We start from the raw sequence: 26097 nt of genomic DNA on the forward strand, positions 1-26097 counted from the left end.
CTCACCCGGCTCTCAGCCTGAACCCGACACCCCGCACCGTCTCGATACAGGTGGGGTCGCCGAGCTTGCGGCGCAGGCTGTTGACGTGCACGTCCAGGGTCCTGGACGAGCCGAACCAGTCACTGCCCCAGACCTCACGCATGAGCCGCCCCCGCTCGAAGACCGCGCCCCGGTCTGCCGCCAGGACGGACACCAGGTCGAACTCCTTGCGCGTCAGCTCCACCTCCAGGCCGCCGACCAGCACTTGGCGCCTTCGCGGGTCGATCGACACGTTCCCGAAGCGCAACTGCTGCGCCGGGGACGGCGAAGCGGGTGTGGGTGGCGCGGCGAACACGTCCGCCGCGGGCTCCGACGGAACCGCGACACGGCGCATCAGCGCCTCTATCCGCGCTTCGAGCTCCCAGAACCCGTACGGCTTGCCCACGACGTCGTCGGCGCCGGACTTCAGTGCCAGCACCCGGTCCATCTCGGCGACGCGCGCGCTCACCACGATGATCGGGATGGTGGAGGTCCTCCGGATCCGACGGCACACCTCCAGACCGTCGAGGTCCGGCAGACCCAGGTCGAGCAGCAGCAGATCGAAGCCCTCGTGCCCCTCGATCGCGGACACCCCGTCAGGCGCGTGGGTCACGTCGTAACCGTGCCGCCGGAGCGTCGTGGACAACTCCTCGGCAACGTCCGAGTCGTCCTCGGTCAACAGAATCCGCATCGCCAGCCTCCCCGCGCCCCCGCCCGGCCTGTCCGCATGGTGGAATAGGAGTTCCACTATGCGGGTGGAGCCTAACACACACCGACGAGGCGGCCTCAGGTAATTCGCATACGTAACACCGCGCGGAAGCAGGGGGTTTGTCGGGCCTGCGACCTCGCCATCCGGGCCATGAGCACCGCCGGTCGTCGTGCCGGCGCGTCTCGCCCCTAGCGGAAGGCCGCCCAGGCGAGTGCGGGCAGCGCGAGGAGCACCAGCGCCGGTCCCGACGCGCCCGCCGCGCCCGACGGCCAGATCAATGCCGCCCCGTCGGCTCCGTCGGCTTCGTTGACTCCTCGGCCGTCGGCCGGAGCCGTTCGCCGCAGCGGCGGCATCGTTTGGAGCTGAGTGCCCCGTCCACCAGCGCCACCACCAACAGCACCGCGCCGAACGGTACGACGAAGCCGAACCAACCAAGAGCAACGAGCGCAAACAGAGTCAGGTAGGCCAGCACGACCAGGAGCACGCTGAACAGCGCGGCCAGTGCAACGATCCACAGGCCGTGCCGGAGTGGCGCATGGACACGGCCGTCGGTCGGCCGCAGGCCGCTCACCGGGTCACGGCTGTGCGGTGGTGGTCACGCGCGTCGCGGACCGGATCCGTCGTGTCGCTGCTCATCACGTCATCCCCTCCGGCGGCGCCGGAGGGGATGACGTCCGGTCAACCCTTGGCGCGTCGCCTGCGTTTGGCACCGACCTCGGGGTCGGCGAGCGCGGCCGGCTTGGCCGACGCCGTGGTCCTGCCGATCGTCGGCAGGACGAATTCCTTGACCATGTCCACCGCGTCGCGGACCAGCGGGCGGAAGACCCGGTAGCGCGACAGGGTGACGATCTTGGCGACGAACGGGGCGCAGCGCTTCACGAACGCGCGGGTGCGCTCGGTGTCGTCGGTGCGGTCGAAGACCCAGTACAGGACCACGACCATCAGGTGCAGCCAGAGCAGGTCGGGCAGCAGCTCGTCCAGCTCGGGGTCGATCTTCGGGCCCAGGTCCGAGCCGTCCAGCACCTCGCGGAAGATCTGGACGGACGTCGCGCGGGCCGGGTGGGACTCGTTGGAGAAGGGGCTCAGCGCGCTGTTCGGGTCGGCCGCCGTCCGGAAGAACTGGGCGGCGAACTCGTGGTACGGCGCGGCGCAGTCCACCCAGGACTCCAGCGCGAGCGACAACCGCTCCGAGAAGTCGGTCCGCCCCTCCATCCGGGCCCGGGCGTCGAGGGCGTGCTCGTGGGTCATCCGGTCGTAGAACCCCTGGATCAGGAATTCCTTGCCCTCGTAGTAGTAATAGGCGTTCCCGACCGAGACCCCCGCTTCGGCGGCGATCGCCCGCATCGTGGTCTTCTCGTAGCCGCGCTCCTGGAAGAGCCGCATCGCGGTCTCCAGGATCAGCGCGCGGGTGCGCTCGCTCTTCGCCGTCCTGGCGGGCTCGGTTCCGCCGGGCTCCGCGGAGTTCCCCTGCTCGTCCTTCGCGGTGGCGGGCTGGTCGTCGGTCACGGGTCGAGGCTATCCGGACCAGCGGCCCGAAAGGATGCGAGCACCGGCTGCCCCCTGCACAGTCGCTGCTCCCTCCCGGGCCGCTCCCCGCCCGACTCGGACTGCCCCGAGCGGCCTCTGGCCGCACCTGCGGCGACCGCGCGACACCCGGGTGCCCGCGGCGTCGCTGGTGCCGTGGGTACGGCTCGGTGATGACGGTCGAGTGCATGGCGAAGCAGCCCCCCATGGCCTGGCCCTACCAGAATCGAACGCGTTCAGGTTTGCGCCGAGAAGGACTGTAGCCCTATTTTTGAACGCGTTCAATACGATGGCGCACACTCCGCCAGTGCCCTACGAAGGCTCAGATCTTGATCAACTGAGGTGTCTTGACGCACCACCACGGGAACGAGCGTCCACATCGGCGGGCAGATCCGCCGGAACAGGGGGACCACTCATGCCTATCGCCACCATGCTCGCGTTTCTCGTGGCCTGCGTACCTTTCGTCGTCGTGACGGCGGTCATCGTGGCCCTCTCCCGACGGCGCTGGCTCAAAGCGATCGACCGGAAGCGGCGGGCGCCCCGCTTCGACAACGGGCTCGGCTACCTGTCGGACCCCGGTGCCGGCGGACGTCACCACGGTCAACATCACCACCACGGCCACCACACCTCGCACAGCTCCGGCGGACACCACGGCGGCGGGCACGACTTCGGCGGCGGCGGGCACGGCCACTGACCTGTCGTTGTCAGAGGTGGCCGCTACGGTGCCGCCATGGCCGAACAGACCTCCGCGCAGACGTACTTGGACTCCACCCGCGCGTCCTACGACACCGTCGCCGCCGACTACGCCGAGCTTCTCGCCGACGAGCTCGCGCCGAAGCCGTTGGACCGAGCGATGTTGGGCGTGTTCGCTGAGGTGGTCGGGCCCAAGGCCCGTGCGGTGGAGCTCGGCTGCGGGCCCGGGCGGGTCACCGCCCACCTGCGGGGGCTGGGGCTGGAGGGGATCTTCGGGATCGACCTGTCGCCCGGCATGATCGAGGTGGCTCGACAACGGCATCCCGGCATCCGCTTCGAGGTGGGCTCGATGACGGAACTCGACCTGCCGGACGCGTCGTTGGACGGCGCGGTTGCCTGGTACTCGACCGTCCACACGCCGCCGGAGCTGCTGCCGACCGTCTTCGCGGAGATCCACCGGGTGCTGGCACCGGGCGGACGACTCCTGCTCGCATTCAAGGTGGGAGACCGGCACCGCCGCTTGAGCCAGGGCTACGGCCACGCCGTTGACCTGGACGTCTACTGGCTCCCGCTGGACCAGGTCGCCGCACTCCTCACCGACGCCGGCTTCACCCTCGACGCCCGCCTGGTCCGCGCACCCGACGAGAGTGAGCGCCCCACCCAGGGCGAGCAGGCCTTCTTCCTCGCGACCCGTCCCGCGCCGGAGGCCTCCGGAATCGACGGTGGACGCCACGCCGCCGACACGCCCGCAAACGCTTGCTAGCGGCGTGCTTGCAATTGCAAGCACAAAGGAGCAGCATGGAGTCATGGCCTCACTCAACGTCGGGTCGCTCGGCGAGTACATCCGGGAGCAGCGGCGGTATGCGCAGTATTCGCTGCGTCAGCTTGCCGACGCGGCAGGGGTGTCGAACCCGTACCTGAGTCAGATCGAGCGCGGACTGCGTAAGCCCAGCGCGGAGATCCTGCAGCAGATCGCCAAGGCGCTGCGGATCTCGGCGGAGACGCTGTACGTGCAGGCGGGGATCCTGGACGAGCGCGAGGAGGAGGGCCTGGAGCTCCGGGCCGCGATCCTGGCCGATCCGCTGATCGACGAGCGGCAGAAGCAGGTGCTGCTCGCGGTCTACGAGTCGTTCCTCAAGGAGAACGGCGTCCGGGTCAACGACCCCGATGCCACTCCCGGAAACGCCCGCTCCCGCACCGCGCCCGCCGACGGGGCCACCACCGACGAGCCGCACACACCCAGCCAGCAGACGACGTGAAGGGGAGGAATTCCGATGCCGATCACTGACGACCTCCGTAAGACCCTGTCCGACCCCACCCCGCTCTACGCCCTCGCCGGGGCCGGTGACCTGGCGGTGGAGAAGCTCCGGACCGTTCCGGAGAAGGCCGCGGCCCTCGCCGCCGACCGGCAGGCCGCGCAGGAGAAGGCGACCGCGACCCTGACCGAGGCCCAGGCCCGCCTGGTCGAGGCACAGACCAAGGTCACCGAGACGGTGCAGTCGCTGCCGACCGACATCAAGTCGCTGCAGGAGCGGGCCCAGGCCCTCGCGCTGCAGAGCGTCGGCCGTGCCGCCGAGTTCGCGGTCAAGGCGCGTGAGGTCTACGACGAGCTCGCCGTGCGCGGCAAGGTCGTCGTCGAGCGCCAGTTCGGGGAGGGCGCGGCCGACGCTGAGGCCGACCCGCAGCCGGTGACCGCGAAGGCCGAGCGCGCCAGCAACGGCACCCCGACCGCCAAGGCGGACGTCTTCGCCGCCGGTCTGGACGACGTCGAGGCAGAGGCCGAGATCGTCGAGATCGTCGAGGTCGTGGACGAGCCCGCCCCGGCCAAGAACGCAGCGGCCAAGGACGCCGCCGCGCCCAAGCCCGCGCGCAAGTCGACGCCGCGCAAGCCCCGCACCACCAGCTGAACCACCCGGCCAAAGGGCGCGCGACAAGAGAACGACAGGATCGCAACGGCTGGGGCACGTCCTGTGTGCCCCAGCCGTTTTGCATGTCACGATGGGCCTGAGCCCGTCCGAGTGGAACGAGGGAGTGGCGATGAACCAGCTGGCCGCCTACGGACTGCTGACGGCAGCATTCGACAACGTCCTGTACTGGCTGATGATGGGCCTGACGCTGTTCACGGTCTTCACCTTCGTCGACGCCGCGTTCCGCCGCGAGGACGCGTACCGGGCCGCGGACAAGAAGACCAAGCCGTTCTGGCTGATCATCCTGGGCGTGGGCGTGGGAATCGAGTTCTTCCTCGGTTCGATCTTCCTCGACCTGATCGCGATCGTGGCCGCGATGGTCTACATGGTGGACGTGCGGCCCGCGCTGCGGCGCGTCACGCCGTCCCGCCGGGGTGGCCGGAACGGGCAGCAGAAGCAGGACCACATGGGGCCGTACGGGCCCTGGTGAGCAGGAGCACCGCGACGTCGTCGGCCAGCGCGCCGCCGTTGAGGTCCTCGACCTCGGACATGGCGGTGTCGATCAGCTGCTCGTCGCGGAGGCCCGCCTGCCGGTGGTCGCCGATCATGTCGATCAGCCCCTCCTGGCCGAGACGGCGGGTGCCGGCGCCTATCCGGCCCTCGATCAGGCCGTCCGTGTAGAGCATCAGCGCCCAGTCATCGCCCAGCCGGACCTTGCCGGGAGGCCAGTGGCCCTCGCCGATCAGGCCGAGCGCGGGACCGGCGTCGTCGTAGGGCAGCAGCTCCGGCACGCCGTCCTCGCGCAGCAGCAGCGGCGCGGGGTGACCGGCCAGGTGCAGCTCGGCGTGGTCGCCCTCGGGGCGGATCGCCAGCATGCACAGGGTCGCGAAGATCTCCTCGCTGCGGCGCTCGTGCTCCAGCACGCGCTGCAGTGTGGCCAGCAGCGCATGGCCGGTCAGACCGGCGAAGACCAGGGTGCGCCAGGCTATCCGCAGCGCGACTCCGAGCGCGGCCTCGTCGGGGCCGTGGCCGCAGACGTCGCCGATGACGACGTGGACCGTGCCGTCAGCCGTGCGGACGGCGTCGTAGAAGTCCCCGCCGAGCAGCGCCCGGCGACGACCTGGCCGGTAGCGGGCGTGGAAGCTGAGGCCGGAGCCGTCGAGCAGTGGCGTCGGCAGCAGGTGGCGCTGGAGGCGTGCGTTCTCCTGGCCGCGCAGCTCCGCCTCGACCAGGCGGCGCTGGGACTCGTCGGCACGCTTGCGCTCGACGGCGTAGCGGACCGCGCGGGTCAGCAGACGGCCGTCCATCTCCTGCTTGACCAGGAAGTCCTGAGCACCGGCGGCGACGGCTGCGGCACCGAGCTGCAAGTCGACCGTGCCGGTGACAGCGAGGACCGCCGTGCGCGGGGCGCGGCGCAGCAGCGTGCGGATGTCCTCCAGGCCGCTGCTGTCCGGGAGTTCGAGATCGATCAGGACGCAGGCAGTGTCCGCGTCGAGCATCGGCAGCGCCTCGGGGAGACTGCGGGCCCAGCGGAAGGCGACCTCGGAGCCGAGCTCGGCAAGGAGGTTGCGCACCGACTCGGCACCGACGTCGTCGTCCTCGATGAGCAGCACGGAGAGCGGCGGCACGGGCGCAGTGGCGACGGCCACAGCAGCGGCGACCTCAGCAGACTCGGGATTCGCGCCTTTTGTGCCGGTTGCACTGGTTGCGTCCGTTGCGTCGGAGATGCGCGGGCGCGGTATCGCCGCACTCGCTGCGTTCGCAGCGGCGCCGGAACTGGCGTTCATGGGCCTACCTCCCTCTCTCCGACTCGGTAACGGCTGGGCGGCGGATCCAGTGCCCACCCAACACCATCATCTGGCGTCCTTCTCGTGACCGTGACGTGATCTGCACGACCTCTCCCCAGCGCATTCGGCCGCACCTGGGGCGACCGTGATCACTGTGCCGTACGAGAGCCCGTGCGGCGCTTGAGGCGCAACGGTGCGGCGCCACGCCCGAGAAGTCCTCTAGCGTGCCACAGGAGGAAAGGAGTTGGTGATGGAGATCACGCTGATTCAGGGGGACATCACACGGCAGGAGGTGGACGCCGTGGTGAACGCGGCGAACTCCTCGCTGCTGGGCGGAGGCGGCGTCGACGGCGCGATCCACCGCGCGGGCGGTCCGGAGATCCTGGCCGCCTGCCGGGAACTGAGGGCGGGGCACTACGGCAAGGGCCTGCCCACCGGTCAGGCGGTGGCGACCACGGCCGGACGGATGCCCGCCCGTTGGGTGATTCACACCGTGGGCCCGGTCTACCCGCAACCGGGCGAGCCGTCGGCCGAGTTCGAGCGCCGCGCCGCCCAGTTGGCCTGCTGCTATCGCGAATCGCTGCGTGTGGCCGACGAGTTGGGCGCGCGCACGGTGGCGTTCCCGGCCGTCTCGACCGGCGTCTACGGCTGGCCGATGGAGAGCGCGGCGCGGATCGCGCTCGGCGTGATGCTGTCGGCCGGAGGGTCGAACACTTCGGTTACGTCGGTCACATCGGACATGTTGGATATGTTGGACACTGCGGTCACATCGGTTGTGTCGGACATGGGCGACGTGGGGAGCCGGAGCCTGGTCGAGGAGGCCCGGTTCGTGCTGTACGGGGCAGACGCCTACGACGTCTTCGAACGGGTGTGGCAGGAGTTGTCGCACGGACCCATGGTGGACTGAGAGACCGTCAATCCACCATGGTTATTCGATAACTCGTTCGAGTGAACTTCGGCTATGCGAGTCGTCAGGACGGTCTGACCACGCCGAGGATGGGCATCGAGCCGGCCGCGGCGAGCTCGACGACACCGCCCGGGTGCGGCGCCTCGATGATGGCGCCGTCCCCGACATAGAGCGCGACGTGGCTGGCGTCGTGGAAGTAGATGATGAGGTCCCCGGGCTGCAGGTCGGAGACGGGCACGTGCGGAAGGTCCGCCCACTGCGTCTCCGAGGTCCGTGGAATGTCGACGCCCGCCGCCTGCCAGGCGCGCATGGTCAACCCCGAACAGTCGAACGAGCTGGGGCCGGTGCCGCCCCAGAGGTAGGGCCTGCCGATCTGCGCGACGGCGTAGGCGATGGCCGCCCGGCTCGCCCCCACGGCTTGACGGCCCAGCTCGGCCGCGGTGAGCGTGCCGCGCCAGGCCATCTGGGCCGCGAGCGCGGTCTGCGCCTGCATGGTCTGCAACTCCGCCAGATCAGCGGCGGAGAGCGAGGCCAGCAATGCCTTCGCGGTGGCCAACTTGCCCTTGATCTCGGAGACGGCCGCAGCAGCCTCGGCCTGACTCCGGGACAGCGCGGCCAGTTCGGTGGTCGCGTCGTTGCCATAGGCGGCGAGGGTGGCCTGCGCCTGCTGCAGTTGCTGCAGCGCGGCGGCAGCCGAGGTGGAGGCCTGCTGCGCCAGCGGGATCTGGGCCAGATAGGCGCCCGGGTCCTGGGCCAACAGCGCCTGGAGGGTGGGATCGGAGAACGAGGACAGCCCCGAGTACTGCGACTCGGCATACTGCCCGACCAGCGAGGTGAGGGTGTCGACCTTGTCCTGCGCCGCGACGATCTGCCGCGCGACGGCGACGATCCGCGCCTCCTGGGTGGTGACGGCCTGGGTCGCCTCGTCGTAGCGGGCGGACGCCGACTCGGCCTGCTGGTAGAGCGCGGCGATCTCGCCCTGCAAGTCAGCCAGGCGTTGGGCGGGCGAGAGCGGGGCGAGCTGCTGGGCGGCAACGGCGGACGGGGCGGTGGCGGTCGTTCCGGCCACGCTCAACGCGAAGGCGGAGGCAACGAACAACAGTGACTCCCAGCGACGGGGGCGGGAACGTGGCACGGCAGGCCTCCCATTTGCTGACGCTGCGTCAGATACGGCCCCGGGATGCTGCCATGGATCGCTGTAAACGACCAGGGCCGTTGCACTACCCAGGGCCGCAGCCACATGCGGGAGCGTCCGCTCAGCGCGGCGCCACAGCGCCCCAGCGGAGGGTGAGTTCACCCAGCCGGTGGCGGGAGGGGGTGTCGACGAGGGGCCAGTCCGGGGCGATGGTGCGGACGGTGGCGAGCCAGCGCTGTCGCACGCCGAAGTCCGCGTACGGCGCGGCCGAGGCCCAGGCGCGGTCGAGGTCACGGAGCAGGGCGTGGACCGGCTCGCCCGGCACGTTGCGGTGGATCAGCGCCTTGGGCAGCCGCTCCGCGAGATCGGAGGGGCGTTCCAGCGACGCGAGGTGCGTGGAGAGAGTCAGCGTGCGCGGGCCCTCCGGGCCGAGGGCGACCCAGGACTGGCGGCGGCCGATCTCGTCGCAGGTGCCCTCGACCAGCAGTCCGTCCGGGGCCAGCCGGGCGCAGATGCGCTCCCACGCCGCCGCGGCCTCGTCCTCGTCGTACTGCCGCAGCACGTTCGCCGCGCGGATCAGCAGCGGGCGCTCGCCTCCGTCAAGCGGCACCTCGAACCCGCCGCGGCGGAAGGTGAGCGCCGGCGGACGGGCGCAGCGCTGCGCCGCGGCGACGCGCTCCGGCTCGATCTCGATGCCGACCACACGCACGTCCGCCCGGACCGCGTGGAGCCGCTCGTACAGCTCGACCGCGGTCCACGGCGCGGCTCCGTAGCCGAGGTCGACGGCGACCGGACCGCCCGTCCGGGCCGCGTTCGACGGGGCCGCGTCCGTCCGGGCAGCGTTCGACGGGGATGCAGCCGGCGAGGACGCGTCCGCGCGGCGGAGGGCCGGGGCCAGGGTGTGGGCGATCCAGCGGTCCTGGCGGCGCAGACGGTTCGGGTTCGTGGTGCCCCGGGTGACCGCGCCCACCGGCTTCGTCCCCGTGCGAGCTCCCATGTCACGCAGCGTACGCGGTCCGGGCCGAGGCATCCGCACGCGATCGAACAAATGAATCGAACAGGTAACGTGGGTATGAGGGCGGGAATCGCTGGGCGATCAGACCTGTTGCACCAGTGCTGAAGGCAGGAAGCCGGACAGCAGGACGACCCAGGACCGGACCGGAAAGAGGACGAGCGGTGACCCATCAGCCCGCCCGCGTGGCCATGCTGAGCGTCCACACCTCCCCGCTGCACCAGCCCGGAACGGGCGACGCCGGCGGCATGAACGTCTACATCGTCGAACTCTCCAAGCGCCTGGCCGAGCTCGGCATCGAGGTGGAGATCTTCACCCGGGCCACGGCCTCCGAGCTGCCGCCGAAGGTCGAGCTGGCGCCCGGCGTGCTGGTGCGACACGTCACGGCGGGCCCGTACGAGGGCCTGATCAAGGAGGACCTCCCGGCGCAGCTCTGCGCCTTCACCCACTCCGTGCTGCGCACCGAGGCCGGGCACCGTCCGGGCCACTACGACGTGGTCCACTCGCACTACTGGCTCTCCGGCCAGGTCGGCTGGCTGGCCGCCGACCGCTGGGGCGTGCCGCTGGTGCACACCATGCACACCATGGCCAAGGTCAAGAACGCCTCGCTGGCGACGGGCGACAAGCCCGAACCGGCGGCGCGGATCATCGGCGAGTCCCAGGTCGTCGAGGCGGCGCACCGGCTGATCGCCAACACCGACGAGGAGGCCGAGCAGCTCGCCTCGTACTACGGCGCGCGCCGGGACCAGCTCGCGGTGGTCCACCCCGGCGTCAACCTGGACGTCTTCCGCCCTGCGACTGCCTCCCCGACCGGTCCCGTGGGGGACGCGGTCAGCGATTCCCGCGCCGCCGAGGCGTCCGTCCGGGAGATCCGGACACGCCTCGGACTGCCGTTGGACGCGGTGGTGCTGCTCTTCGCCGGCCGAATACAGCCGCTCAAGGCGCCCGACGTGCTGGTGCGCGCCGTGGCCCACCTCCTCGACGAGTCCCCTGAACTGCGCGAACGCCTCGTCGTCCCGATCGTCGGCGGCCCCAGCGGCAGCGGGATGACCCGCCCCGAGGCCCTCCACAAGCTGGCCGCTCAGCTGGGCGTCTGCGACGTCGTCCGGTTCCAGCCGCCGGTCGGCCAGGAGCAGCTCGCCGACTGGTACCGCGCGGCGACAGCCCTGGTGATGCCCTCCTACAGCGAGTCCTTCGGCCTGGTCGCCCTGGAGGCGCAGGCCTGCGGCACGCCCGTGGTCGCGGCGGCGGTCGGCGGCCTGCCCGTCGCGGTGCGCGACGGCGAGACAGGCTTCCTGGTCGCCGGCCACGACCCCGCCTCCTGGGCCCGAGTCCTGCGCCGCTTCGTCGACAACCCCGAGCTCGGCGCCCGGATGGGCGCGGCCGCGGCCCGTCACGCCCGCGCGTTCGGCTGGGAGACTGCGGCCCGCTCGACCGCCGAGGTCTACTCCGACACCATCCAGCGCGCCCGGTTCACGACCGGGCAGGTGGCGGTCGCTACGGCGCGGTAACGTGCGAAGCATGAGCGAAGGCGAAGGCGCAAGCGCAAGGGCAGGCGAAGAGAGAAGCACCCGCGAGCGGGCGGCGAAGGTGCTGGCCGCTGCGCTGGACGAGGCCGGAGTCCCCTGGGAGCAACCGTCCGGCGATCTCTGGACGTTCGTGGCGACCCTCCCGGGGACGCGCAAGCTCGCGACGACGTGCAGCCTCCGGGTGGGCGAGCAGACACTGTCGATCAACGCGTTCGTGGTGCGCCGCCCTGACGAGAACTTCGAGGCGTTCTACCGCTGGCTGCTGGAACGCAACACGCGGATGTACGGCCTCTCCTACGGCCTGGACCGCCTCGGCGACGTCTACCTGGTCGGCCGTCTCCCGCTGGCGGCGGTGACGCCGGAGGAGGTGGACCGCCTCCTCGGCACGGTCCTGGAGAACGCGGACGAGCCGTTCAACCAACTGCTGGAACTGGGCTTCGCCACGGCGATCAAGCGCGAGTGGGAATGGCGCACGAAGCGCGGCGAATCCACGCGCAACCTCGAGGCCTTCGGCCGGATCACCGGCGCCGAGGGATAGTTGCTCTCTCTGGGGGCGCGAGGAACTGCGCGACCAGCCACCCACACAGGTAGAGCACCGAACGAGCAGCGCCACCCGCACACGGTGGTGTCTCGCGCAGAGCCCCGCCCCCCTGATAGTGCAACTTCCCTCTGCCGCAGGGCTCAGAACGCCGCCCGGACCTCGCCCACCACGGCGCCCCCGCCGTACAGCGGGGCAGCCGCGATGCGAGCCAGTGCGTCCGCGGGCACCTGCACGCCCGCGCGTGCAAGCGCGGCGGCGAGGACCGGGCCGAGGGCCCGCTTCGCGCCGTCGTCGATCTTGAAGGCGAGCGCGCGGCCGTCCGGGAGGGCGACGGCCTGGACCGACTCCGCGCCCATCTTCGCCATCGCGCCCGGGACGGCACGCATCAGCCAGGTGTCGATGCGGCGGGTGCCCGCCACGTACTCAGGATGGGCGCGCATCGCGTCGGCGACGCGGCGCTGCGGGGTGCCGGGGTCCGCCAGGAGGTGTGCGCGGAAGGCGCGGGCCAGCCCGACCAGGCTGACGGCCATCAGCGGGGCGCCACAGCCGTCCGTGCCGACCGCCGCCACCGGCTCACCCGCCAGCTCCTCCAGCGTCTCGCTGACCGCGACCTGGACCGGGTGGTCGACCGCCAGGTAGCTCGCGGTGTCCCAGCCGTTGCGGACGCAGGTCGCCAGCATCGCCGCGTGCTTGCCGGAGCAGTCCATCAGGATGCGCTCGCGCTGCCCGCCGGCGCGTATCCAGGCCTCGGCCTCCTCCTCGTCCAGGGAGTAGGACGGCGGGGTCTGCAGCGCGGTCTCGTCGAGTCCGGCCGAGGCGAGGATCTTCCGCACCGCGTCCAGGTGAAACGTTTCCGCAGAGTGGCTGGCCGCAGCCAGCGCCAGCAGCTCTCCGTTGAGCTCAAGACCGGTGCGCAGCACGGCCGTGGCCTGCATCGGCTTGTTGCTGGAACGCGGGAAGACCGGCAACTCCGGGGCGCCGAGCGCGAAGTCGACGCTGCCGTCGGCGGCGAGGATCACCAGCGAGCCGCGGTGGTGGCCCTCGACGAAACCCGAGCGGACGACCTCAGCGAGGACGGGAAGGTCGGCGGGACCTGCGGCGGCGGAGGATTCAGACATGTGAGTGTTCCTTCTGTGCCTGGAGGGGACCGCCGCGCGGAGCGGGTCACCCTCCGGACAGCAGGTCGTCGACGCGTGCTTCCCCTTCACGGTACCTGCGGGTGATCTCCGCGCTGCAACCGTCCACCGTGCGCTGCAGCCGCTGGCGCTCCCGGGAGATGCCGCGCTCGTGCGCGGTCAGCCGGATGCAGGCCTTCTGGAGCTGGGCGTCGCTCTGTTCGGCCAGGTCCGCCAGGCGGGCGTCGCCCATGAGTTCGTCGGCGAGGGTCCGGTACGCGTGGCTGTTGGGCGTGCCCAGGGTGACGTGCCGGGCCGAGTGGCGGACCTGGGAGGGGATGTCCGCGAGGATCTCGGGCAGCTGCTCCAGCAGGGTGTCCGTGAGCAGCGCGGCATGGCCGCTGCGGCGGTCCAGCTCGGCGCGCAGGATGTCGACCCGGCCCTGCAGCAGTCGGCGCAGATAGGAGAGGTCGGCCTCGTCCCGCTGCGCATGGCGGCGCAGCGTGCGCAGCTCGTCCAGACCGAGTCCGGAGAGGTCGATCGGCTCGGCGAGCTCGTCATGGTGTCCCACGCGTGCATCGTGCCACCGTCCGTCGCATGTTCGGGGACGGCTGCACCCAATCGGGGCCCTGGCGAATCACCGTGATAAATACGACCGGCGCATATCCCCAGCGCACAGCCCCCGTCGGGGGTGGCGCGGGGGCGCGCGGAGCCCGCTCGCACGCCCCCTGCAACGGGTGCCGGAGAATGGGGGCATGCGTGCAGTGGCTCAGCGGGTGACCGAGGCAAGTGTGACCGTAGACGGCGAGGTCGTCGGCTCCATCCAGGAGCCGGGGCTCTGCGTGCTGGTGGGGGTGACCCACGAGGACACCCCGGAACAGGCCGCGCTGATGGCGCGCAAGCTCTGGTCGCTACGGATCTTTTCCGACAAGCACAGCCTCGAAGGGGAGAAGTCCTGCTCGGACCTGAACGCGCCGCTGCTGGTGATCAGTCAGTTCACCCTCTACGGCGACGCCCGCAAGGGCCGCCGTCCCACCTGGAACGCAGCGGCCCCCGGGCCGGTGGCGGAGCCGCTGGTCGACGAGGTCGTCGCCCAACTGCGGGAGCTGGGCGCAACGGTGGCGACGGGCCGGTTCGGCGCGGACATGAAGGTCTCGCTCACCAACGACGGCCCGTTCACCGTGCTGCTGGGCTTCTAGGCACTGCTGGACTTCTGGGTACTGCTGGACTTCTAGACCCGAGACCGGGACACGGTCAGGGCTCGACGACGATCTCCTGCGCCGCCGCAACCGTGCCCGCGGTCAGCGGGGCGTCCGCAGGGGTGTTGCGCTTGACCAACCCCAAGGCGATCGGCCCGAGTTCGTGGTGCCGGACGGCCGTGGTGACGAAGCCGACGGCACGCCCTTCGGGCCCGTCCGCAGCCAGGCGGACCGGGTCGCCGTGCGCGGGGAGCGCCTCGCCGCTGCCGTCCAGGTGCAGGAAGACCAGACGCCGCGGCGGACGGCCGAGGTTGTGCACCCGGGCCACCGTCTCCTGACCGCGGTAGCAGCCCTTCTGCAGGTGGACGGCGGTCTCCAGCCAGCCCAGCTCGTGCGGGATGGTCCGGTGGTCGGTCTCGAAGCCCAGACGCGGCCGGTGCGCCTCGACGCGCAGTGCCTCGTACGCCCACAGCCCGGCCGCCGGGCCGAAGCCGTCCGTCGCCTCGGCAAAGCTCTCGCGCGGCAGGAACAGGTCCCGGCCGTAAGCGAGTTCACGCACCGCCGCGACGGCCCCGGTCCCGCCGGACGCCTCCACAGTGGACCCGGCAGGCAGGTACACGACCGCGTAGGCGTCGGTCGCGTCGGTGATCTCGACCTGGGCGAAGAACTTCATCTTCTCCAGATAGGCGACCAACTCCCCTGTGGTGCCCGGCTCGACGTGGATCCACGTCGTACTGCCGTCGTCCACCAGGTAGAGCGCGTGCTCGATGTGGCCGTGCGGCGAGAGGATCAGCGCCTCGGTCGCCTGCTGCGGCGGGAGTCCGCTGACGTGCTGGGTCAGCAGCAGGTGCAGCCAGCTCAGCCGCTCCGGGCCGGAGACGGTGACGACGCCGCGGTGGGACAGGTCCACGAAACCCGCACCGCCGGCCAGCGCGCGCTGCTCACGGAAGAGGTCGCCGTAGTGCGCCGCGACGCCCGCGTCCACGCCGTCGGCGGACACCGCACCGGGCAGACGGTCCAGCAGGGGGCTGCGGTAGCTCACGCGTGGGTCTCCTTGTCCGTCGCTCCCCCGGCGATCCCGCCGTGGTCGGCCGTGTCCGCCCGGTCGGCGAGCTCGGCCCCGTCGGGGAGCTTGGCCGTGCAGTCCGCGCAGCGGCCGAAGATGGCGAAGTGCTTCATGTCTGTCTCAAAACCATGGGCGCGCCGCAGGGATTCCACGAACGGCGTGGCGAACGCGATGTCGGTCTCAATGACGTTGTCGCAGTCCCGGCAGACCAGGTGCATGTGCTGGTCGCGGCTGGCCAGGTGGTAGGTGGGCGCGCCGTGGCCGAGGTGGGCGTGGGTGACCAGGCCCAGCTCCTCCAGCAGGTCCAGGGTCCGGTAGACGGTGGAGATGTTGACGCCCGCGGCCGTGCGGCGGACCTCCGTGAGGACCTCCTCCGGGGTGGCGTGCGCCAGCACGTCGACCGCCTGCAGCACCAGCTGCCGCTGCGGCGTGAGCCGATATCCGCGCTGGCGCAGGTCCGCCTGCCAGTCGATGCCGCTCAACCCGAGCCCCTGTCCTGAGAAACCAGTCCTGAGAAACGCCTCTGTCCCGTACCCCCGAGTCTAGGGGGGTGCGGGACAGAGGTACCGGCCGGAGAGGAGGCGCTCAGCGCGTGCTCAGCGCTCAGTGCTCGGCACCCAGCACCCAGTGCTCAGCGGAAGAACGCGATGCCGTCGTCCGGGAGGTCGGCGATGTCCTCGATCAGCTTGGCCGGGTTGAGCACCTTCTTCAGCTGCGCGGACATGTACGGCCGGAGCGGAACCTCGGGGGCGGCCTTCTCGCCGACCCACATCAGCTCGTTGTTCACGAACCCGTACAGGCGCTTGCCGCCCGTGTACGGCGGGGCGCCCTCGATCCGGGCGACCGCGTCGGTGGCCAGGTCGATCTGCGGCTTGCCGTCGGCCAGTTCGCCGTACCAGATCTCGACCGTGCCGTCGTCGCGCACCGAGGAGAACTCGATCTCGCGGACGCCGGAGGTGCCGTGCGGGTTGCCGGTGACCCGCCAGAAGCCGGCCTCGCTCTCCAGCGGGCTGACCTTGTTGCCCTCGTTGTCCAGCACCCAGGTGCGGGAGCGGAACTCGAGGAACGGGCGGCCGTCGTGCCGGAAGATGACCTCCTGGCCGAAGTTGCACTTCTCCGCGCCAGGACCCTCCTGATTGGGCAGGGGGGCGTAAACACCCGCGCCCTCCCACGTCCCGAGCAGGAACGCGAGCGAGACGACGTCCTTGTGCAGACCCTCAGGGATCTCGATCATGGTCAGCGCTGGCCCTGGTAGAGCTTCTTCACCGAGAAGACGGCGAACGCGATGATCGCGACGGCGATCAGCGCGAGCAGGATGTCGAAGAAGGTGGTCATGGGGGCCTGCTCCTCTGAGCGGTTGCACGGTCGGACAAACGGCTTGCCACAGTCTAGTGGGGCCGGGTGTCGCCCTCTCGGTGAGCCCCGCCACTCGGGCGCTGCCGGGGTCGCGGCACCCGTCGGCTGACGGCCGGGTCGTCCCACCAGGCATCGTCCGGACCGCGCCGGTTGGCAACCACCGCCGCGATCGGCGGGATCACCATCGCGACCAGGCTCATCACCACCGCCGCCGGCACGGACCAGAGGCGCACCACGTTCCACGCCAGGACGATCAGAAAGAGGCAGACCGCCATCAGCGCGTAGTAGGCATGTCGGCGTCGCGACTGCATAAGAGGAGTCTTCCCGAAATGCTGCCGGGGGAACGCGAACAGGCCCGTCGGACGCCGTGGGTACGGCGTCCGACGGACCTGCCCCGTCACGTCAGTGCGCTACTGCGTCACTGCTCAGACCGCGATCGCGACCTCGGTGAACTGGCCCTGCTGGGCGACGACCGCACGGTCCACCGTGGCGCCCGGGACGAGCGCGCGCAGCGTCCAGCTACCCGGGGCGGCGAAGAAGCGGAACTGGCCCGTCGCCGAGGTGGGAACCTCGGCGGTGAACTCACCGCTCGCGTCGAGCAGACGGACATAGCCGTTGACCGGCTCACCGTCGCGGGTCACCGAACCCTGGATGATCGTCTCGTTGGCCACGTCCACTCCTGCCAGCTCGGGGCCTCCGGCCTTGGCTCCACACATGTCTTGCTCTCCTTGCTGCTTTTGCTGGGGCCGGCTGCTCAGTTGGAGCCGAGCTCGATCGGCACGCCGACGAGGCTGCCGTACTCGGTCCAGGAGCCGTCGTAGTTCTTGACGTTGGTCTGACCCAGCAGCTGGTGCAGGACGAACCAGGTGAGCGCGGAGCGCTCACCGATACGGCAGTAGGCGATGGTGTCCTTCGCCAGGTCGACGTTCTCCTCCTGGTAGAGGGCGCGGAGCTCGTCGTCCGACTTGAAGGTGCCGTCGTCGTTGGCGTTCTTCGACCACGGGATGTTGCGGGCGCTCGGGACGTGGCCCGGACGCTGCGACTGCTCCTGCGGCAGGTGGGCCGGCGCGAGCAGGCGGCCGGAGAACTCGTCGGGCGAACGGACGTCGACCAGGTTCTTGCTGCCGATCGCGGCGACGACGTCGTCACGGAAGGCGCGGATCGAGGTGTCCTGGGCCTTGGCCTTGTACTGGGTGGCGGCGCGGTTCGGCACGTTGGCGCCGTCGACCAGCTCGCGGGAGTCCAGCTCCCACTTCTTGCGGCCGCCGTCCAGCAGGCGGACGTCGCCGTGGCCGTACAGCTTGAAGTACCAGAACGCGTACGAGGCGAACCAGTTGTTGTTGCCGCCGTAGAGCACGACGGTGTCGTCGTTGGAGATGCCCTTGGCGGAGAGGAGGGCCTCGAAACCGGCCTGGTCCACGAAGTCGCGGCGGACCGGGTCCTGCAGGTCCTTCTTCCAGTCGATCCGGACGGCGTTGCGGATGTGGTTCTTGTCGTAGGCGGCGGTGTCCTCGTCGACCTCGACCACGACGACCTTCGGGTCGTCCAGGTGTTCCTGGACCCAGTCGGCGCTGACCAGGACGTCACTACGGCTCATGGGAATTCTCCTCCGGGGCAGTTGCGGAAGGCGATGGTGGCCGCGCGCGGTGACACGTCCGGAGGGGAGTCCGGATCGTGGGACGTGCGGCAGGAAGTCTTGCAGGGCGTGGCTCAAGCACGCGGGAACGGCGCGAGGGTGGGCAGGCTCTCTTGAAAAACCGGCCCGATCAGCGCATTCGACAGAGGCAGGCAGCGACACGGCACAGGTCCACTGCCCGCCGCTTCGTAAGGTCCGCCTGTCGCTTCATGTCGTCGACTCTAGGGAACCAGGGCAGGGGCTGTCACCGAAGTCTTGAATGGTGAGACAATGACATCCACAGCATGAGATGAATACGCGCTCGCGCACGCCGCGGGCCACTTCCGACGTGGTCGCGGAGGGGTCCCGGGCCGATCTGCGGGACGCCCATGGACAGGTCGTCTCACGGATCGGACACCAGTGCCCCTCCGCGCCGCGATTTCCCCGGGGGTTCGGCTCAGCCGTTGAGGTGGACGTCCGTGCCGGAGACGGTGACCGCGACGCCGTTCTGGTCCGCGGAGATCGACTGGAGCTGCAGACCGTACGGCAGACCGGCCAACGGGATCTGCGGCGAGAAGACGTTGGCCAGGAACGAGGTCAGCGGGTCACCGGTGTCCAGGTTGTTCAGCTGGACGCTGTTGCCGTTCACCACGGAGATGTCGGCCGTGCCGGAGATCTGGGTGCCCTGGATCGTGGTGCTGACCTTCACCTTGCCCGGCGCGCCGCCGTACCCGATCGTCGTGTTGTTGGGCAGCGCCTTGGAGAGGTCGGTGTAGGTCAGGTATCCCGTGCCGGTCGCCGAGTCGGCGACGGCACTGGAGTAGTTGTTCGTGATCTGCACGCCGTTGAGGGTGGCGTTCAGCGTGGCCAGCTGGACGTTGCTGCCCTTGACCTTCAGGTCGTCGGCCTGCAGCTTGACCTGGTCCAGCTTGGAGCCGACCAGCTGGGTCAGGAACGGGAACCCCTCGATGCTGACGTCCGGCTTCTGGGCCAGCCCCTGCGAACTCTGGATCTTGCTGGCGGCCTCGTTCTCGGCGATCCGGACCGCGACGCGGTCGGCGACGACGAAAAGGCCGAAGATGATCACCAGCGTGATCAGGAGTCGGCGCAGGTTGCGCATGAGGTGTTGATCCCTTCGAAGTTCGCTCGCTTGTTCTTTCGTGTGAAGCAGTGGAGCGGGGGTCAGCCTTCAAGGCTGCCACGTTCGGGAAGTAACGACGCGGGGCCGGGCAACGACGGTTGCCCGGCCCCGGCGTGCTCAGGGGTTCGGCGACTCAGCAGCTCAGCGGGTCAGCGCGCGATCAGGTAGACGACCGGCGCGGCGGCGGCCAGCGGCAGTGCGACACCGGCGGTCATGTGGACGAAGCGCGACGGGAAGTCGTACGCCGCCACCCGACGGCCGATCAGCCCACAGGCGCCGGCGGCGATTCCGAGCAGCGCGCCCTCGACCAGACCCAGACCGGTCGCGGCTGCGATCCCGGCACCGACGGCGAGCCCGGCCACCGCGCCCGCACCGAACCCGAGCGCGGCCGGCCTGCGCAGCAGCGCCGAGAGGGCGGCCGAGACGCCCGCGGCGAGGGCACCCGCCAGCACGGCCTTTCCGTTGCCGACCGCCAGGAACGCGGCGCCCAGGACGGTCACCACGGTGGCCGACGCGGAGACGGTCAGCGCGTAGAAGCGCTCGTCCGGGTTGCTGGGCTTGAAGATCTGCAGGACCAGCACCAGGACGAAGAACGCCCCAAGCGTCCCCGCGATCACCGTCGGCGCGCTGGACTGCGACGACGCCGCCAGGATCGCCGCGTCGGCGACGACCCCGCCCAGTGCGGCCAGGGCGATGCCCTGCCGTGCGGGCCACATCCCGTTCAGTCGGAACCATCCGGCGGCGGTGACGGCCTGCAGCAGCAGGACCGGCACGGCCAGCCCGTACCGCCCGGCCAGCGCGGACACGCCGATCAGCGCCGACAGGACCAGCGTGAGGGCGCCGGGCTGGATGCCCGGGTCGATGATCGGCGAGCCGGTACGCCGGGCGGGCTGCGGCGCGGGCGCACCGACACCGGTCGGCTGCGCGGCCGCGAAGGCCTCACGGAGTGAACCACCCGACTGCGCGTCCAGCGGCCTCGGCCTGCCCGCCACCGGCCCGGTCGGCTGCGCGGCGGCGAACGCCTCCCGCAGCGAGCCCCCGGCCCCACCCGGCGCGCCCGCGTCAGACGGCAGGGGCGGGATCGGCGGCAGGTACGCGGTCTGCTCGGACGCGTTCTCCGGCGCGGGGACCACGAGCAGGTACGAGGTCTCCTCGAAGGGGTTCCCGGGCTCGGCGGGAGCGGGAACGGGAACGGGAACGGGAACGGGCAGCATGTAGGAGGTCTGCTCGAAGGCGTTGTCGGCCTCACCGGACGCGGGAGCGGCCTTCGGCTCCGATGCCACCGGTGCCACCGGTGCGGGGACCGACAGCAGGTACGAGGTCTGCTCGAAGGCGTTATCCGTCGACCCGCCAGGACCGGCTTCGACCGACCCCAGCGCAAACCCCTGCGGCTGAGGAGCGGCGTGCCTCGGCGGCGTCGGCGCTGCCCCGGACGGCTGCGGGGCCCAGGCGGCGGGCGGCGCGGCCGGACGCTCCCAGCCGTCGGGCCAGGGCGAGTCGGCGCGCTCGGCCTCCGGCACGGACGCGGGCATGGACGCAGACATGGACGCGGGCGCGGCCTGAGCAAGAGGCTCGGCGACGGGCTGCTGCACGGGGAACTCCCCCGTGCCGTAGTGCTCCTGGATGTGCCCGAACCGGGACTGCCCGGCGGCGGCCTGGTACGCGTCGGGGGCGTGCCCGTCCACGATCGGCGGAAGGTAGGCGGTCTGCTCCGCGTCGGATCCGTGGCCGCCGTACCCGAGGGGCCCACCGGGACCCTCGGCCTGCGGATAGCCGTACGAGGCCTGCGCGGTCTGCGGGGCCTGGTGCGCCTGCTGGCTCTGCGACGGCGCGGCCGGAATGGGCGGCAGATAGGCGGTGCGCTCGGCATCCGACTCCGCCGTCTGCGGCGCGCCGACCCCGGGGTCGATCGGGAAGCCGGACATCCCGTGCTGCTCGAACTGCTGCTGCGGCGGGTACTGCTGCGGCTGCTGGTGCTCTTGGTACGGCTGCGCCTGCTGGTGCTGGTGCGGCTGCTGCCCGTACTCGTACCCGTACTCGTTCGCGTTCTCGTACTGCTGCTGGTCGCTCATCGGCCGCTCACCCTCCCGCGAACGGGGGCAGGATCTCGATCGTGCCGCCCTCCGTCAGCGGCACGTCGGCGTGCTCGCGGCGGCCGACCTGTGCGCCGTCGACCAGGAACGAGCAGTGCTCCAGCACGTGCGCGAAGCGCGGGTTGTCGGCATGCCGGGCACGCGCGGCGGCGAGCGCGGCGGCCAGCGTGGTCGCCGCGTACGGCTCCTCCGCCGTGCCGGCCTCCGCCTTGGCAGCCGCCCAGTAGCGGATCACGCCGTTGCGGGCCACGCCTTCGTCGTTGACTGTCTCCGTCGCTCCTTGCATGCGAGCCATCATCGCCGTTCCCACCGGCAACAGTCACGCGTGGCTGGTCAGCCAGGCGGAGACCCGCTCCAGCAGGGCTTCGGTCGCGGCGTTCTCGGCGTGGCCGAAGCCCGGCTCGATCCACAGCTCGCTGTCGGGCGCCGCCTCGCGCAGCGAGCGCGGGTGGTCGAGCGGGAAGTAGGGGTCGGCGTCGCCGTGGACGACCAGCAGCGGGACGTTCACCCGTGCGGCTGCGTCGACAGGAGGAATCGGCACGTCAACCCACTCGTTCGGGTCAATCCGGGTCTTCAGTCCGATCCGGCCGACCACCCGTCCGAGCGGCTTCATCACCACCCAGTGCAGCCGCCGCATCGGCGCGGTGCCCTGGTAGTACCACCGGGCCGGAGCGCTCACCGCCGCGACCGCCGCGACGCCCCCGTGGAGTGCCGCGTGCCGCAGCGCGACGGCGCCGCCCATCGAGAAACCTACTGTGACAACAGTCTCGAAACCGAGCGCCCGGGCCCAGGCCACGGTGGCGTCGAGGTCGAGCACCTCCCGGTCGCCGACCGTGGACAGACCGTCGGACCGGCCGTGCCCGCGGAAGGAGAAGGTGATCACCCCGGCACTACCCGCGAAGACCCTTGCCGCACGCCGTACGGCAGGGCGTTCCACGGCTCCGCCGAAGCCGTGGGCGAGCACGACGGCGACTGTCGCGTCAGCGTTCTGCGGGGGCAGGTACGCCGCGTGGATGCTCACGCCGTCGGCCGCGGTGAGCCGCGCTTCCGCAGACGAGCGCCAGTGCGTCCGGCGGCCGGAAGTGTCCGGGATGCGAACGGCACTCTTCGCTACGGCGTCCATGTGGGCTATTCTCCTGAGCAGTGAGGGTCCGGGCAGCGTAGCCGCCGGATCCTTTTGTGCTTTGTGAACACCAGTACGGACGTTCGCACGAGTGACGGACGTTCCCGGTAGCGCCCGACGACGTGCGCCACCGGGCCAGGAAGTGTCACCGGTCCACCCGGAAAGGGGACTAACCGGGTATGAGTTCTCTCCTGCTGCTGACCAACGCCCTGCAGCCGTCGGCCGAGGTGCTGCCCGCGCTCGGACTGCTCCTGCACAACGTCCGTGTCGCGCCCGCGGAGGGCTCCGCGCTCGTCGACACGCCAAGCTCCGACGTCATCCTGGTCGACGGACGTCGTGACCTTCCCCACACCCGCAGCCTGTGCCAGCTGCTCCGCTCCACCGGTCCGGGCGCGCCGGTGATCCTCGTGGTCACCGAGGGCGGCCTGGCGGCCGTCACCGCCGAGTGGGGCGTCGACGACGTGCTGCTGGACACGGCCGGTCCGGCCGAGGTCGAGGCCCGGCTGCGGCTGGCGCTCGGCCGTCAGCAGGTGACGGCGGACGAGAGCCCGATGGAGATCCGCAACGGCGACCTCTCCGTCGACGAGGCCACGTACAGCGCCAAGCTCAAGGGCCGGGTCCTGGACCTGACCTTCAAGGAGTTCGAGCTCATCAAGTACCTCGCCCAGCACCCGGGCCGGGTCTTCACCCGGGCCCAGCTGCTGCAGGAGGTCTGGGGCTACGACTACTTCGGCGGCACCCGGACGGTCGACGTCCACGTCCGACGGCTGCGGGCCAAGCTCGGGCCGGAGCACGAGCAGCTGATCGGCACCGTCCGCAACGTCGGCTACCGCTTCGTCGTGCCGGAGAAACCGGAGAAGGGCGCTGCCCGCGCCGAGACGCCCGCCGAGTCGTCGCGGAAGCCGTCGGAGTCGTCGGAGCTGGCGCAGTCGTCGGGATCGTCAGAGAAGTCCCCCGCGCAGTCCACGTCCTCGGCCAACGCCTCGAAGGGGTCCTAGCAGCCCAGTGCGTCGGTGACCTGTATCAGGTCCCGAACGCACTGGCCCCCAGCCCGACATGTCCAAGTAGGATTCCGCCATGCCCAAGGTGACCCGCGACGATGTCGCCAAACTGGCGGGGACGTCGACCGCGGTCGTCAGCTACGTCATCAACAACGGACCGCGCCCGGTCGCGCCTGCGACCCGCGAGCGCGTCCTCGCTGCGATAGACGAGCTCGGCTACCGGCCCAACAGCGTCGCCCAGGCGATGGCGAGCCGGCGCACCAACCTGATCGGCATGGTCGTGCCCGATGCGCGCCAGCCCTTCTTCGCCGAGCTGGCCCACGCCGTGGAGCGGGCGGCTTCGGAGCGCGGCAAGATCGTCCTGATAGGGAACTCGGACTACACCGGCGACCGTGAGATCCACTACGTCCGGGCCTTTCTCGGCATGCGGGTGGCCGGGCTGATCCTGATCAGCGAGGGCCCGAGCGAGCGCGCCGACGCGGAGTTCGCGGCGCACGACGACTCCCGGGTGGTGCTGCTGCACCGCCGCCCGGAGACCGGCGACGACATCGCGGTGGTCACCGACGACGTGGGCGGATCGATGCTCGCCGTCAGCCACCTGCTGGAACACCACGGCCACCCGTACGTCGCCTGCTTCGGCGGCCCGGTCAACGCGCCCGCGCCCGGCGACCCGGTGGTCGACCACATCCACGGCTGGCGGGCCGCGATGGACGCCGCGGGCGTCTCCACGGAGGGCCGTCTGATCGACGCGCCCTTCTCCCGCTACGGGGCCTACCAGGTCGCACTCGAGGTGCTGAAGGACCCGGCCGCCCGGCCGCCGGCGGTCTTCTGCTCCACGGACGACCAGGCCATAGGGGTCCTGCGGGCCGCCCGCGAGCTGGACCTCCGGGTGCCGGAGGACCTGGCCGTGATCGGCTTCGACGACATCCAGGAGGCGGCGTTCTGCGACCCGCCGCTGACCACCATCGCCTCGGACCGCGACGCCATGGCCAAGGCCGCGGTGGACCTGGTGCTGGACGACTCACTCGCGGTCCCGGGTTCGGACACGCCGAGGATCCGGCGTTTCCCGAGCCGTCTGGTGATCCGCCGCAGCTGCGGCTGCAACTGACTTCCCGTTCGGCGCCGGTCGGCCGCGTGCCGGTCGGCGCCCGGACCGGTGCGGACGGGGGTCCGGGACGGGAGGTCGAAGGTTCTACCTCGGTTCTGATTGGGCTCTCACAGGGTTTTCATCTACAAGGCGGAAGTTACTTCCATGAGCGAGACGCCCCGGAACCACGCAGACGACCCGTACACCCCTGCTGTGCCGCCGTTGCCCGGGTACCACCCGACCGCGTACGAGGCCCAGCCCCTCGAAGGCACGGTCCATCCGTCCTCCTCCGCCCCGATGTACCCGCAGCCCCCGGCGCCGGAGTGGCCGCGCCCGCAGCAGGCCGCCGCGCAGAGCCCGCAGGCCGCCCAACCGCAGGGCCCGCAGGCGCCGCAGCCTCAGGCTCCGCAGCCGCCGCAGGGCCCGCAGGGGTACTACTTCAGCGCCGAGCAGCCGCCCGCCGGGCCGCCCATGGGCCCGCCGGTCGTCCCGCCGATCCCGCCGGTCCCGCCGACCGCCGACGGCGCGTACCCCGCCGGTGACGGCGGCGAGCCGGGAGCCCCGCGCAAGCGGATGAAGCGCCCGCTCGCGCTGGTCGCCGCCGTGGCCGTGCTCTCCGCCCTCGCGGGCGGCGTCGCGGGCGGCCTCATCAGCAACTCCACCAGCGACCACGCCAGCTACTCCACCAACGCCGTGGTCACCGGTGACAAGAGCACCTCCGGCAGCGACACGGCCGCGATCGCCAAGGCCGTCTCGCCCGCCGTCGTCCAGATCGAGGTCGACAGCTCCAACGCCCAGGACATCGGCACCGGCCAGATACTCACCGCGACCGGCCAGATCCTGACCAACTACCACGTCATCTCCGACGCGGTGAACGGCAACGGCGGCACCATCAAGGTCACCCTGAACGACGGCAAGACCGCCACCGGGACCATCGTCGGCACCGACGCCAAGCTGGACGTCGCGGTCATCAAGATAGGCGGCTACAGCAACCTCCCGACGGTCTCGCTCGGCGACTCCGGCCAGGTCGCGGTCGGCGACCAGGTCACCGCGATCGGCAACCCGGACGGCCTGACCGGCACGGTCACCTCCGGCATCGTCAGCGCGCTGAACCGCCCGGTCACCGTCGACGTCAGCCCGAGCACGGTGCAGAGCAACGGCGGCTTCGGCCTCCCGTTCTGGCAGGGCGACAGCGGCCGCAACAGCCAGCCCAGCTCCGGCCAGCAGGCGAGCTACAACGCGATCCAGACCGACGCCTCGCTCAACCCGGGCAACAGTGGCGGCCCGCTGCTCAACGCCCAGGGCCAGGTCATAGGCATCAACGCCTCGATGTACTCCTCCAGCGGCAGCGACAGCTCCGGTGGCCAGGCGGGCAGCGTGGGCCTGGGCTTCGCCATTCCGATCGACGCGGTGAAGCAGGTCCTGCCGCAGCTGCAGTCCGGCCAGAGCGTCACCAGCTGACGCGGGCGCACCCCGCGGACCTGTGCGGTCCGCGGGCCCGCGTGGCGGACAATTGCCGCAGCAACGACATTTCTCAGC

31 protein-coding genes are annotated in these 26097 nt (G+C 70.9%); 12 read left to right on the forward strand and 19 right to left on the reverse strand.

Going from position 1 to position 26097, the window contains the following annotated elements:
- Nucleotide 1 precedes the first annotated feature (1 nt).
- From ABH940_RS16565 to ABH940_RS16575, 3 genes are all read right to left on the reverse strand, one after another.
- Nucleotides 2-709, reverse strand: a complete 708-nt coding sequence (locus ABH940_RS16565; protein ID WP_370105508.1) for a response regulator transcription factor — start codon at nt 707-709, stop codon at nt 2-4.
- Between the two features lie 292 nt (nt 710-1001).
- Complete coding sequence (locus ABH940_RS16570; RefSeq protein WP_370105509.1) at nt 1002-1298, reverse strand: hypothetical protein; 297 nt, start codon at nt 1296-1298, stop codon at nt 1002-1004.
- Between the two features lie 107 nt (nt 1299-1405).
- The gene (locus ABH940_RS16575; protein WP_370105510.1) at nt 1406-2233 is read right to left on the reverse strand and encodes a TetR family transcriptional regulator; all 828 of its coding nucleotides are present in this window, start codon (nt 2231-2233) and stop codon (nt 1406-1408) included.
- A 433-nt stretch (nt 2234-2666) separates the two neighbouring features.
- On the opposite strand from ABH940_RS16575, the gene ABH940_RS16580 reads away from it, so the two are divergent.
- From ABH940_RS16580 to ABH940_RS16600, 5 genes are all read left to right on the forward strand, one after another.
- Nucleotides 2667-2945 carry a hypothetical protein gene (locus tag ABH940_RS16580; RefSeq protein WP_370066544.1) on the forward strand — a complete coding sequence of 93 codons (279 nt, stop codon included), beginning with the start codon at nt 2667-2669 and terminating at the stop codon, nt 2943-2945.
- A gap of 36 nt (nt 2946-2981) precedes the next feature.
- On the forward strand, nt 2982-3707 hold the full coding sequence (locus tag ABH940_RS16585; protein WP_370105511.1) for a class I SAM-dependent methyltransferase: 726 nt from the start codon (nt 2982-2984) through the stop codon (nt 3705-3707).
- Nucleotides 3708-3750: 43 nt separating this feature from the next.
- Nucleotides 3751-4203, forward strand: coding sequence for a helix-turn-helix domain-containing protein (locus tag ABH940_RS16590; protein ID WP_370066548.1), 453 nt, complete (start codon nt 3751-3753; stop codon nt 4201-4203).
- A 15-nt stretch (nt 4204-4218) separates the two neighbouring features.
- Nucleotides 4219-4851 (forward strand): hypothetical protein, encoded by a 633-nt coding sequence (locus ABH940_RS16595; RefSeq protein ID WP_370066550.1) that lies wholly within the window; start codon nt 4219-4221, stop codon nt 4849-4851.
- Nucleotides 4852-4981: 130 nt separating this feature from the next.
- Nucleotides 4982-5341: a DUF2516 family protein gene (locus ABH940_RS16600; RefSeq protein ID WP_370066646.1), complete on the forward strand. Its 360-nt coding sequence runs from the start codon at nt 4982-4984 to the stop codon at nt 5339-5341.
- On the opposite strand, the gene ABH940_RS16605 is transcribed toward ABH940_RS16600, so the two are convergent.
- Nucleotides 5268-6500 carry a PP2C family protein-serine/threonine phosphatase gene (locus ABH940_RS16605; RefSeq protein WP_370066552.1) on the reverse strand — a complete coding sequence of 411 codons (1233 nt, stop codon included), beginning with the start codon at nt 6498-6500 and terminating at the stop codon, nt 5268-5270. The two genes, ABH940_RS16600 and ABH940_RS16605, sit on opposite strands and share 74 nt — an antisense overlap.
- 385 nt (nt 6501-6885) lie before the next feature.
- Between ABH940_RS16605 and ABH940_RS16610 the strand changes: the two genes are divergently transcribed.
- Complete coding sequence (locus ABH940_RS16610; RefSeq protein ID WP_370066648.1) at nt 6886-7545, forward strand: O-acetyl-ADP-ribose deacetylase; 660 nt, start codon at nt 6886-6888, stop codon at nt 7543-7545.
- A 64-nt stretch (nt 7546-7609) separates the two neighbouring features.
- On the opposite strand, the gene ABH940_RS16615 is transcribed toward ABH940_RS16610, so the two are convergent.
- Together ABH940_RS16615 and ABH940_RS16620 are read right to left on the reverse strand one after the other, a co-directional pair.
- Nucleotides 7610-8644 (reverse strand): NlpC/P60 family protein, encoded by a 1035-nt coding sequence (locus ABH940_RS16615; protein ID WP_370066554.1) that lies wholly within the window; start codon nt 8642-8644, stop codon nt 7610-7612.
- Between the two features lie 157 nt (nt 8645-8801).
- Nucleotides 8802-9677 (reverse strand): class I SAM-dependent methyltransferase, encoded by an 876-nt coding sequence (locus ABH940_RS16620; RefSeq protein WP_370066556.1) that lies wholly within the window; start codon nt 9675-9677, stop codon nt 8802-8804.
- Nucleotides 9678-9883: 206 nt separating this feature from the next.
- Here ABH940_RS16620 and mshA point away from each other — a divergent pair, with 206 nt between their 5' ends.
- Nucleotides 9884-11203: a D-inositol-3-phosphate glycosyltransferase gene (gene mshA, locus ABH940_RS16625; RefSeq protein ID WP_370066650.1), complete on the forward strand. Its 1320-nt coding sequence runs from the start codon at nt 9884-9886 to the stop codon at nt 11201-11203.
- Between the two features lie 10 nt (nt 11204-11213).
- Nucleotides 11214-11759, forward strand: coding sequence for a YbjN domain-containing protein (locus tag ABH940_RS16630; RefSeq protein WP_370066558.1), 546 nt, complete (start codon nt 11214-11216; stop codon nt 11757-11759).
- 143 nt (nt 11760-11902) lie between these two features.
- Here ABH940_RS16630 and ABH940_RS16635 read toward each other — a convergent pair whose 3' ends face one another.
- Nucleotides 11903-12880, reverse strand: a complete 978-nt coding sequence (locus ABH940_RS16635; protein WP_370105512.1) for an asparaginase — start codon at nt 12878-12880, stop codon at nt 11903-11905.
- 46 nt (nt 12881-12926) lie between these two features.
- Nucleotides 12927-13448, reverse strand: coding sequence for an aerial mycelium formation protein (locus ABH940_RS16640; protein WP_370066562.1), 522 nt, complete (start codon nt 13446-13448; stop codon nt 12927-12929).
- A gap of 184 nt (nt 13449-13632) precedes the next feature.
- On the opposite strand from ABH940_RS16640, the gene dtd reads away from it, so the two are divergent.
- On the forward strand, nt 13633-14076 hold the full coding sequence (gene dtd, locus ABH940_RS16645) for a D-aminoacyl-tRNA deacylase (RefSeq protein ID WP_370066564.1): 444 nt from the start codon (nt 13633-13635) through the stop codon (nt 14074-14076).
- A gap of 55 nt (nt 14077-14131) precedes the next feature.
- On the opposite strand, the gene ABH940_RS16650 is transcribed toward dtd, so the two are convergent.
- From ABH940_RS16650 to ABH940_RS16700, 11 genes are all read right to left on the reverse strand, one after another.
- Nucleotides 14132-15118 carry a folate-binding protein YgfZ gene (locus ABH940_RS16650; protein ID WP_370066566.1) on the reverse strand — a complete coding sequence of 329 codons (987 nt, stop codon included), beginning with the start codon at nt 15116-15118 and terminating at the stop codon, nt 14132-14134.
- Nucleotides 15115-15624 carry a Fur family transcriptional regulator gene (locus tag ABH940_RS16655; protein WP_370066568.1) on the reverse strand — a complete coding sequence of 170 codons (510 nt, stop codon included), beginning with the start codon at nt 15622-15624 and terminating at the stop codon, nt 15115-15117. The genes ABH940_RS16650 and ABH940_RS16655 overlap by 4 nt, the downstream gene beginning before the upstream one ends.
- A 149-nt stretch (nt 15625-15773) precedes the next feature.
- On the reverse strand, nt 15774-16376 hold the full coding sequence (locus ABH940_RS16660; RefSeq protein ID WP_370066570.1) for an FABP family protein: 603 nt from the start codon (nt 16374-16376) through the stop codon (nt 15774-15776).
- A 154-nt stretch (nt 16377-16530) separates the two neighbouring features.
- Nucleotides 16531-16809 carry a DUF3099 domain-containing protein gene (locus ABH940_RS16665; RefSeq protein WP_370066572.1) on the reverse strand — a complete coding sequence of 93 codons (279 nt, stop codon included), beginning with the start codon at nt 16807-16809 and terminating at the stop codon, nt 16531-16533.
- A gap of 114 nt (nt 16810-16923) precedes the next feature.
- Nucleotides 16924-17214, reverse strand: coding sequence for a DUF1416 domain-containing protein (locus ABH940_RS16670; RefSeq protein ID WP_196197444.1), 291 nt, complete (start codon nt 17212-17214; stop codon nt 16924-16926).
- Nucleotides 17215-17252: 38 nt separating this feature from the next.
- On the reverse strand, nt 17253-18095 hold the full coding sequence (locus ABH940_RS16675) for a sulfurtransferase (RefSeq protein WP_370066574.1): 843 nt from the start codon (nt 18093-18095) through the stop codon (nt 17253-17255).
- Between the two features lie 169 nt (nt 18096-18264).
- A complete protein-coding gene (locus ABH940_RS16680; RefSeq protein ID WP_369405619.1) occupies nt 18265-18345 on the reverse strand; it encodes an Ms5788A family Cys-rich leader peptide in 81 nt (26 codons plus the stop codon).
- Nucleotides 18346-18570: 225 nt separating this feature from the next.
- Nucleotides 18571-19233: a DUF2993 domain-containing protein gene (locus ABH940_RS16685; protein ID WP_370066576.1), complete on the reverse strand. Its 663-nt coding sequence runs from the start codon at nt 19231-19233 to the stop codon at nt 18571-18573.
- A gap of 170 nt (nt 19234-19403) precedes the next feature.
- Entirely contained in the window at nt 19404-21326 is a 1923-nt protein-coding gene (locus ABH940_RS16690; RefSeq protein ID WP_370105513.1) for a hypothetical protein, read from the reverse strand.
- 7 nt (nt 21327-21333) lie between these two features.
- Nucleotides 21334-21633 (reverse strand): MoaD/ThiS family protein, encoded by a 300-nt coding sequence (locus ABH940_RS16695; RefSeq protein ID WP_370066580.1) that lies wholly within the window; start codon nt 21631-21633, stop codon nt 21334-21336.
- Between the two features lie 33 nt (nt 21634-21666).
- Complete coding sequence (locus ABH940_RS16700) at nt 21667-22470, reverse strand: alpha/beta hydrolase (protein WP_370066582.1); 804 nt, start codon at nt 22468-22470, stop codon at nt 21667-21669.
- Between the two features lie 179 nt (nt 22471-22649).
- On the opposite strand from ABH940_RS16700, the gene ABH940_RS16705 reads away from it, so the two are divergent.
- The 3 genes from ABH940_RS16705 to ABH940_RS16715 all read left to right on the forward strand — a co-directional run bounded on the left by ABH940_RS16705 (nt 22650) and on the right by ABH940_RS16715 (nt 26019).
- Nucleotides 22650-23468, forward strand: a complete 819-nt coding sequence (locus tag ABH940_RS16705; protein ID WP_370066584.1) for a response regulator transcription factor — start codon at nt 22650-22652, stop codon at nt 23466-23468.
- Nucleotides 23469-23547: 79 nt separating this feature from the next.
- A complete protein-coding gene (locus ABH940_RS16710) occupies nt 23548-24579 on the forward strand; it encodes a LacI family DNA-binding transcriptional regulator (protein ID WP_370066586.1) in 1032 nt (343 codons plus the stop codon).
- A gap of 144 nt (nt 24580-24723) precedes the next feature.
- Nucleotides 24724-26019: a S1C family serine protease gene (locus tag ABH940_RS16715; protein ID WP_370105514.1), complete on the forward strand. Its 1296-nt coding sequence runs from the start codon at nt 24724-24726 to the stop codon at nt 26017-26019.
- Nucleotides 26020-26097: the final 78 nt, after the last annotated feature.

The organism is Streptacidiphilus sp. BW17, from assembly GCF_041262485.1.
Taxonomy (GTDB): Bacteria; Actinomycetota; Actinomycetes; order Streptomycetales; family Streptomycetaceae; genus Streptacidiphilus.

Excerpts from the sequence above, each read along its gene's own strand:
- ABH940_RS16680 (WP_369405619.1), bottom strand. The coding sequence starts at position 18,345 with ATGAAGCGACAGGCGGACCTTACGAAGCGGCGGGCAGTGGACCTGTGC.
- ABH940_RS16620 (WP_370066556.1), bottom strand. The coding sequence starts at position 9,677 with ATGGGAGCTCGCACGGGGACGAAGCCGGTGGGCGCGGTCACCCGGGGC.
- ABH940_RS16715 (WP_370105514.1), top strand. The coding sequence starts at position 24,724 with ATGAGCGAGACGCCCCGGAACCACGCAGACGACCCGTACACCCCTGCT.
- ABH940_RS16690 (WP_370105513.1), bottom strand. The coding sequence starts at position 21,326 with ATGAGCGACCAGCAGCAGTACGAGAACGCGAACGAGTACGGGTACGAG.
- ABH940_RS16595 (WP_370066550.1), top strand. The coding sequence starts at position 4,219 with ATGCCGATCACTGACGACCTCCGTAAGACCCTGTCCGACCCCACCCCG.
- ABH940_RS16635 (WP_370105512.1), bottom strand. The coding sequence starts at position 12,880 with ATGTCTGAATCCTCCGCCGCCGCAGGTCCCGCCGACCTTCCCGTCCTC.
- ABH940_RS16590 (WP_370066548.1), top strand. The coding sequence starts at position 3,751 with ATGGCCTCACTCAACGTCGGGTCGCTCGGCGAGTACATCCGGGAGCAG.
- ABH940_RS16705 (WP_370066584.1), top strand. The coding sequence starts at position 22,650 with ATGAGTTCTCTCCTGCTGCTGACCAACGCCCTGCAGCCGTCGGCCGAG.
- ABH940_RS16695 (WP_370066580.1), bottom strand. The coding sequence starts at position 21,633 with ATGCAAGGAGCGACGGAGACAGTCAACGACGAAGGCGTGGCCCGCAAC.
- dtd (WP_370066564.1), top strand. The coding sequence starts at position 13,633 with ATGCGTGCAGTGGCTCAGCGGGTGACCGAGGCAAGTGTGACCGTAGAC.
- ABH940_RS16665 (WP_370066572.1), bottom strand. The coding sequence starts at position 16,809 with ATGCAGTCGCGACGCCGACATGCCTACTACGCGCTGATGGCGGTCTGC.
- ABH940_RS16700 (WP_370066582.1), bottom strand. The coding sequence starts at position 22,470 with ATGGACGCCGTAGCGAAGAGTGCCGTTCGCATCCCGGACACTTCCGGC.
- ABH940_RS16670 (WP_196197444.1), bottom strand. The coding sequence starts at position 17,214 with ATGTGTGGAGCCAAGGCCGGAGGCCCCGAGCTGGCAGGAGTGGACGTG.
- ABH940_RS16565 (WP_370105508.1), bottom strand. The coding sequence starts at position 709 with ATGCGGATTCTGTTGACCGAGGACGACTCGGACGTTGCCGAGGAGTTG.
- ABH940_RS16585 (WP_370105511.1), top strand. The coding sequence starts at position 2,982 with ATGGCCGAACAGACCTCCGCGCAGACGTACTTGGACTCCACCCGCGCG.
- ABH940_RS16675 (WP_370066574.1), bottom strand. The coding sequence starts at position 18,095 with ATGAGCCGTAGTGACGTCCTGGTCAGCGCCGACTGGGTCCAGGAACAC.
- ABH940_RS16580 (WP_370066544.1), top strand. The coding sequence starts at position 2,667 with ATGCCTATCGCCACCATGCTCGCGTTTCTCGTGGCCTGCGTACCTTTC.
- mshA (WP_370066650.1), top strand. The coding sequence starts at position 9,884 with ATGCTGAGCGTCCACACCTCCCCGCTGCACCAGCCCGGAACGGGCGAC.
- ABH940_RS16630 (WP_370066558.1), top strand. The coding sequence starts at position 11,214 with ATGAGCGAAGGCGAAGGCGCAAGCGCAAGGGCAGGCGAAGAGAGAAGC.
- ABH940_RS16600 (WP_370066646.1), top strand. The coding sequence starts at position 4,982 with ATGAACCAGCTGGCCGCCTACGGACTGCTGACGGCAGCATTCGACAAC.
- ABH940_RS16710 (WP_370066586.1), top strand. The coding sequence starts at position 23,548 with ATGCCCAAGGTGACCCGCGACGATGTCGCCAAACTGGCGGGGACGTCG.
- ABH940_RS16685 (WP_370066576.1), bottom strand. The coding sequence starts at position 19,233 with ATGCGCAACCTGCGCCGACTCCTGATCACGCTGGTGATCATCTTCGGC.
- ABH940_RS16660 (WP_370066570.1), bottom strand. The coding sequence starts at position 16,376 with ATGATCGAGATCCCTGAGGGTCTGCACAAGGACGTCGTCTCGCTCGCG.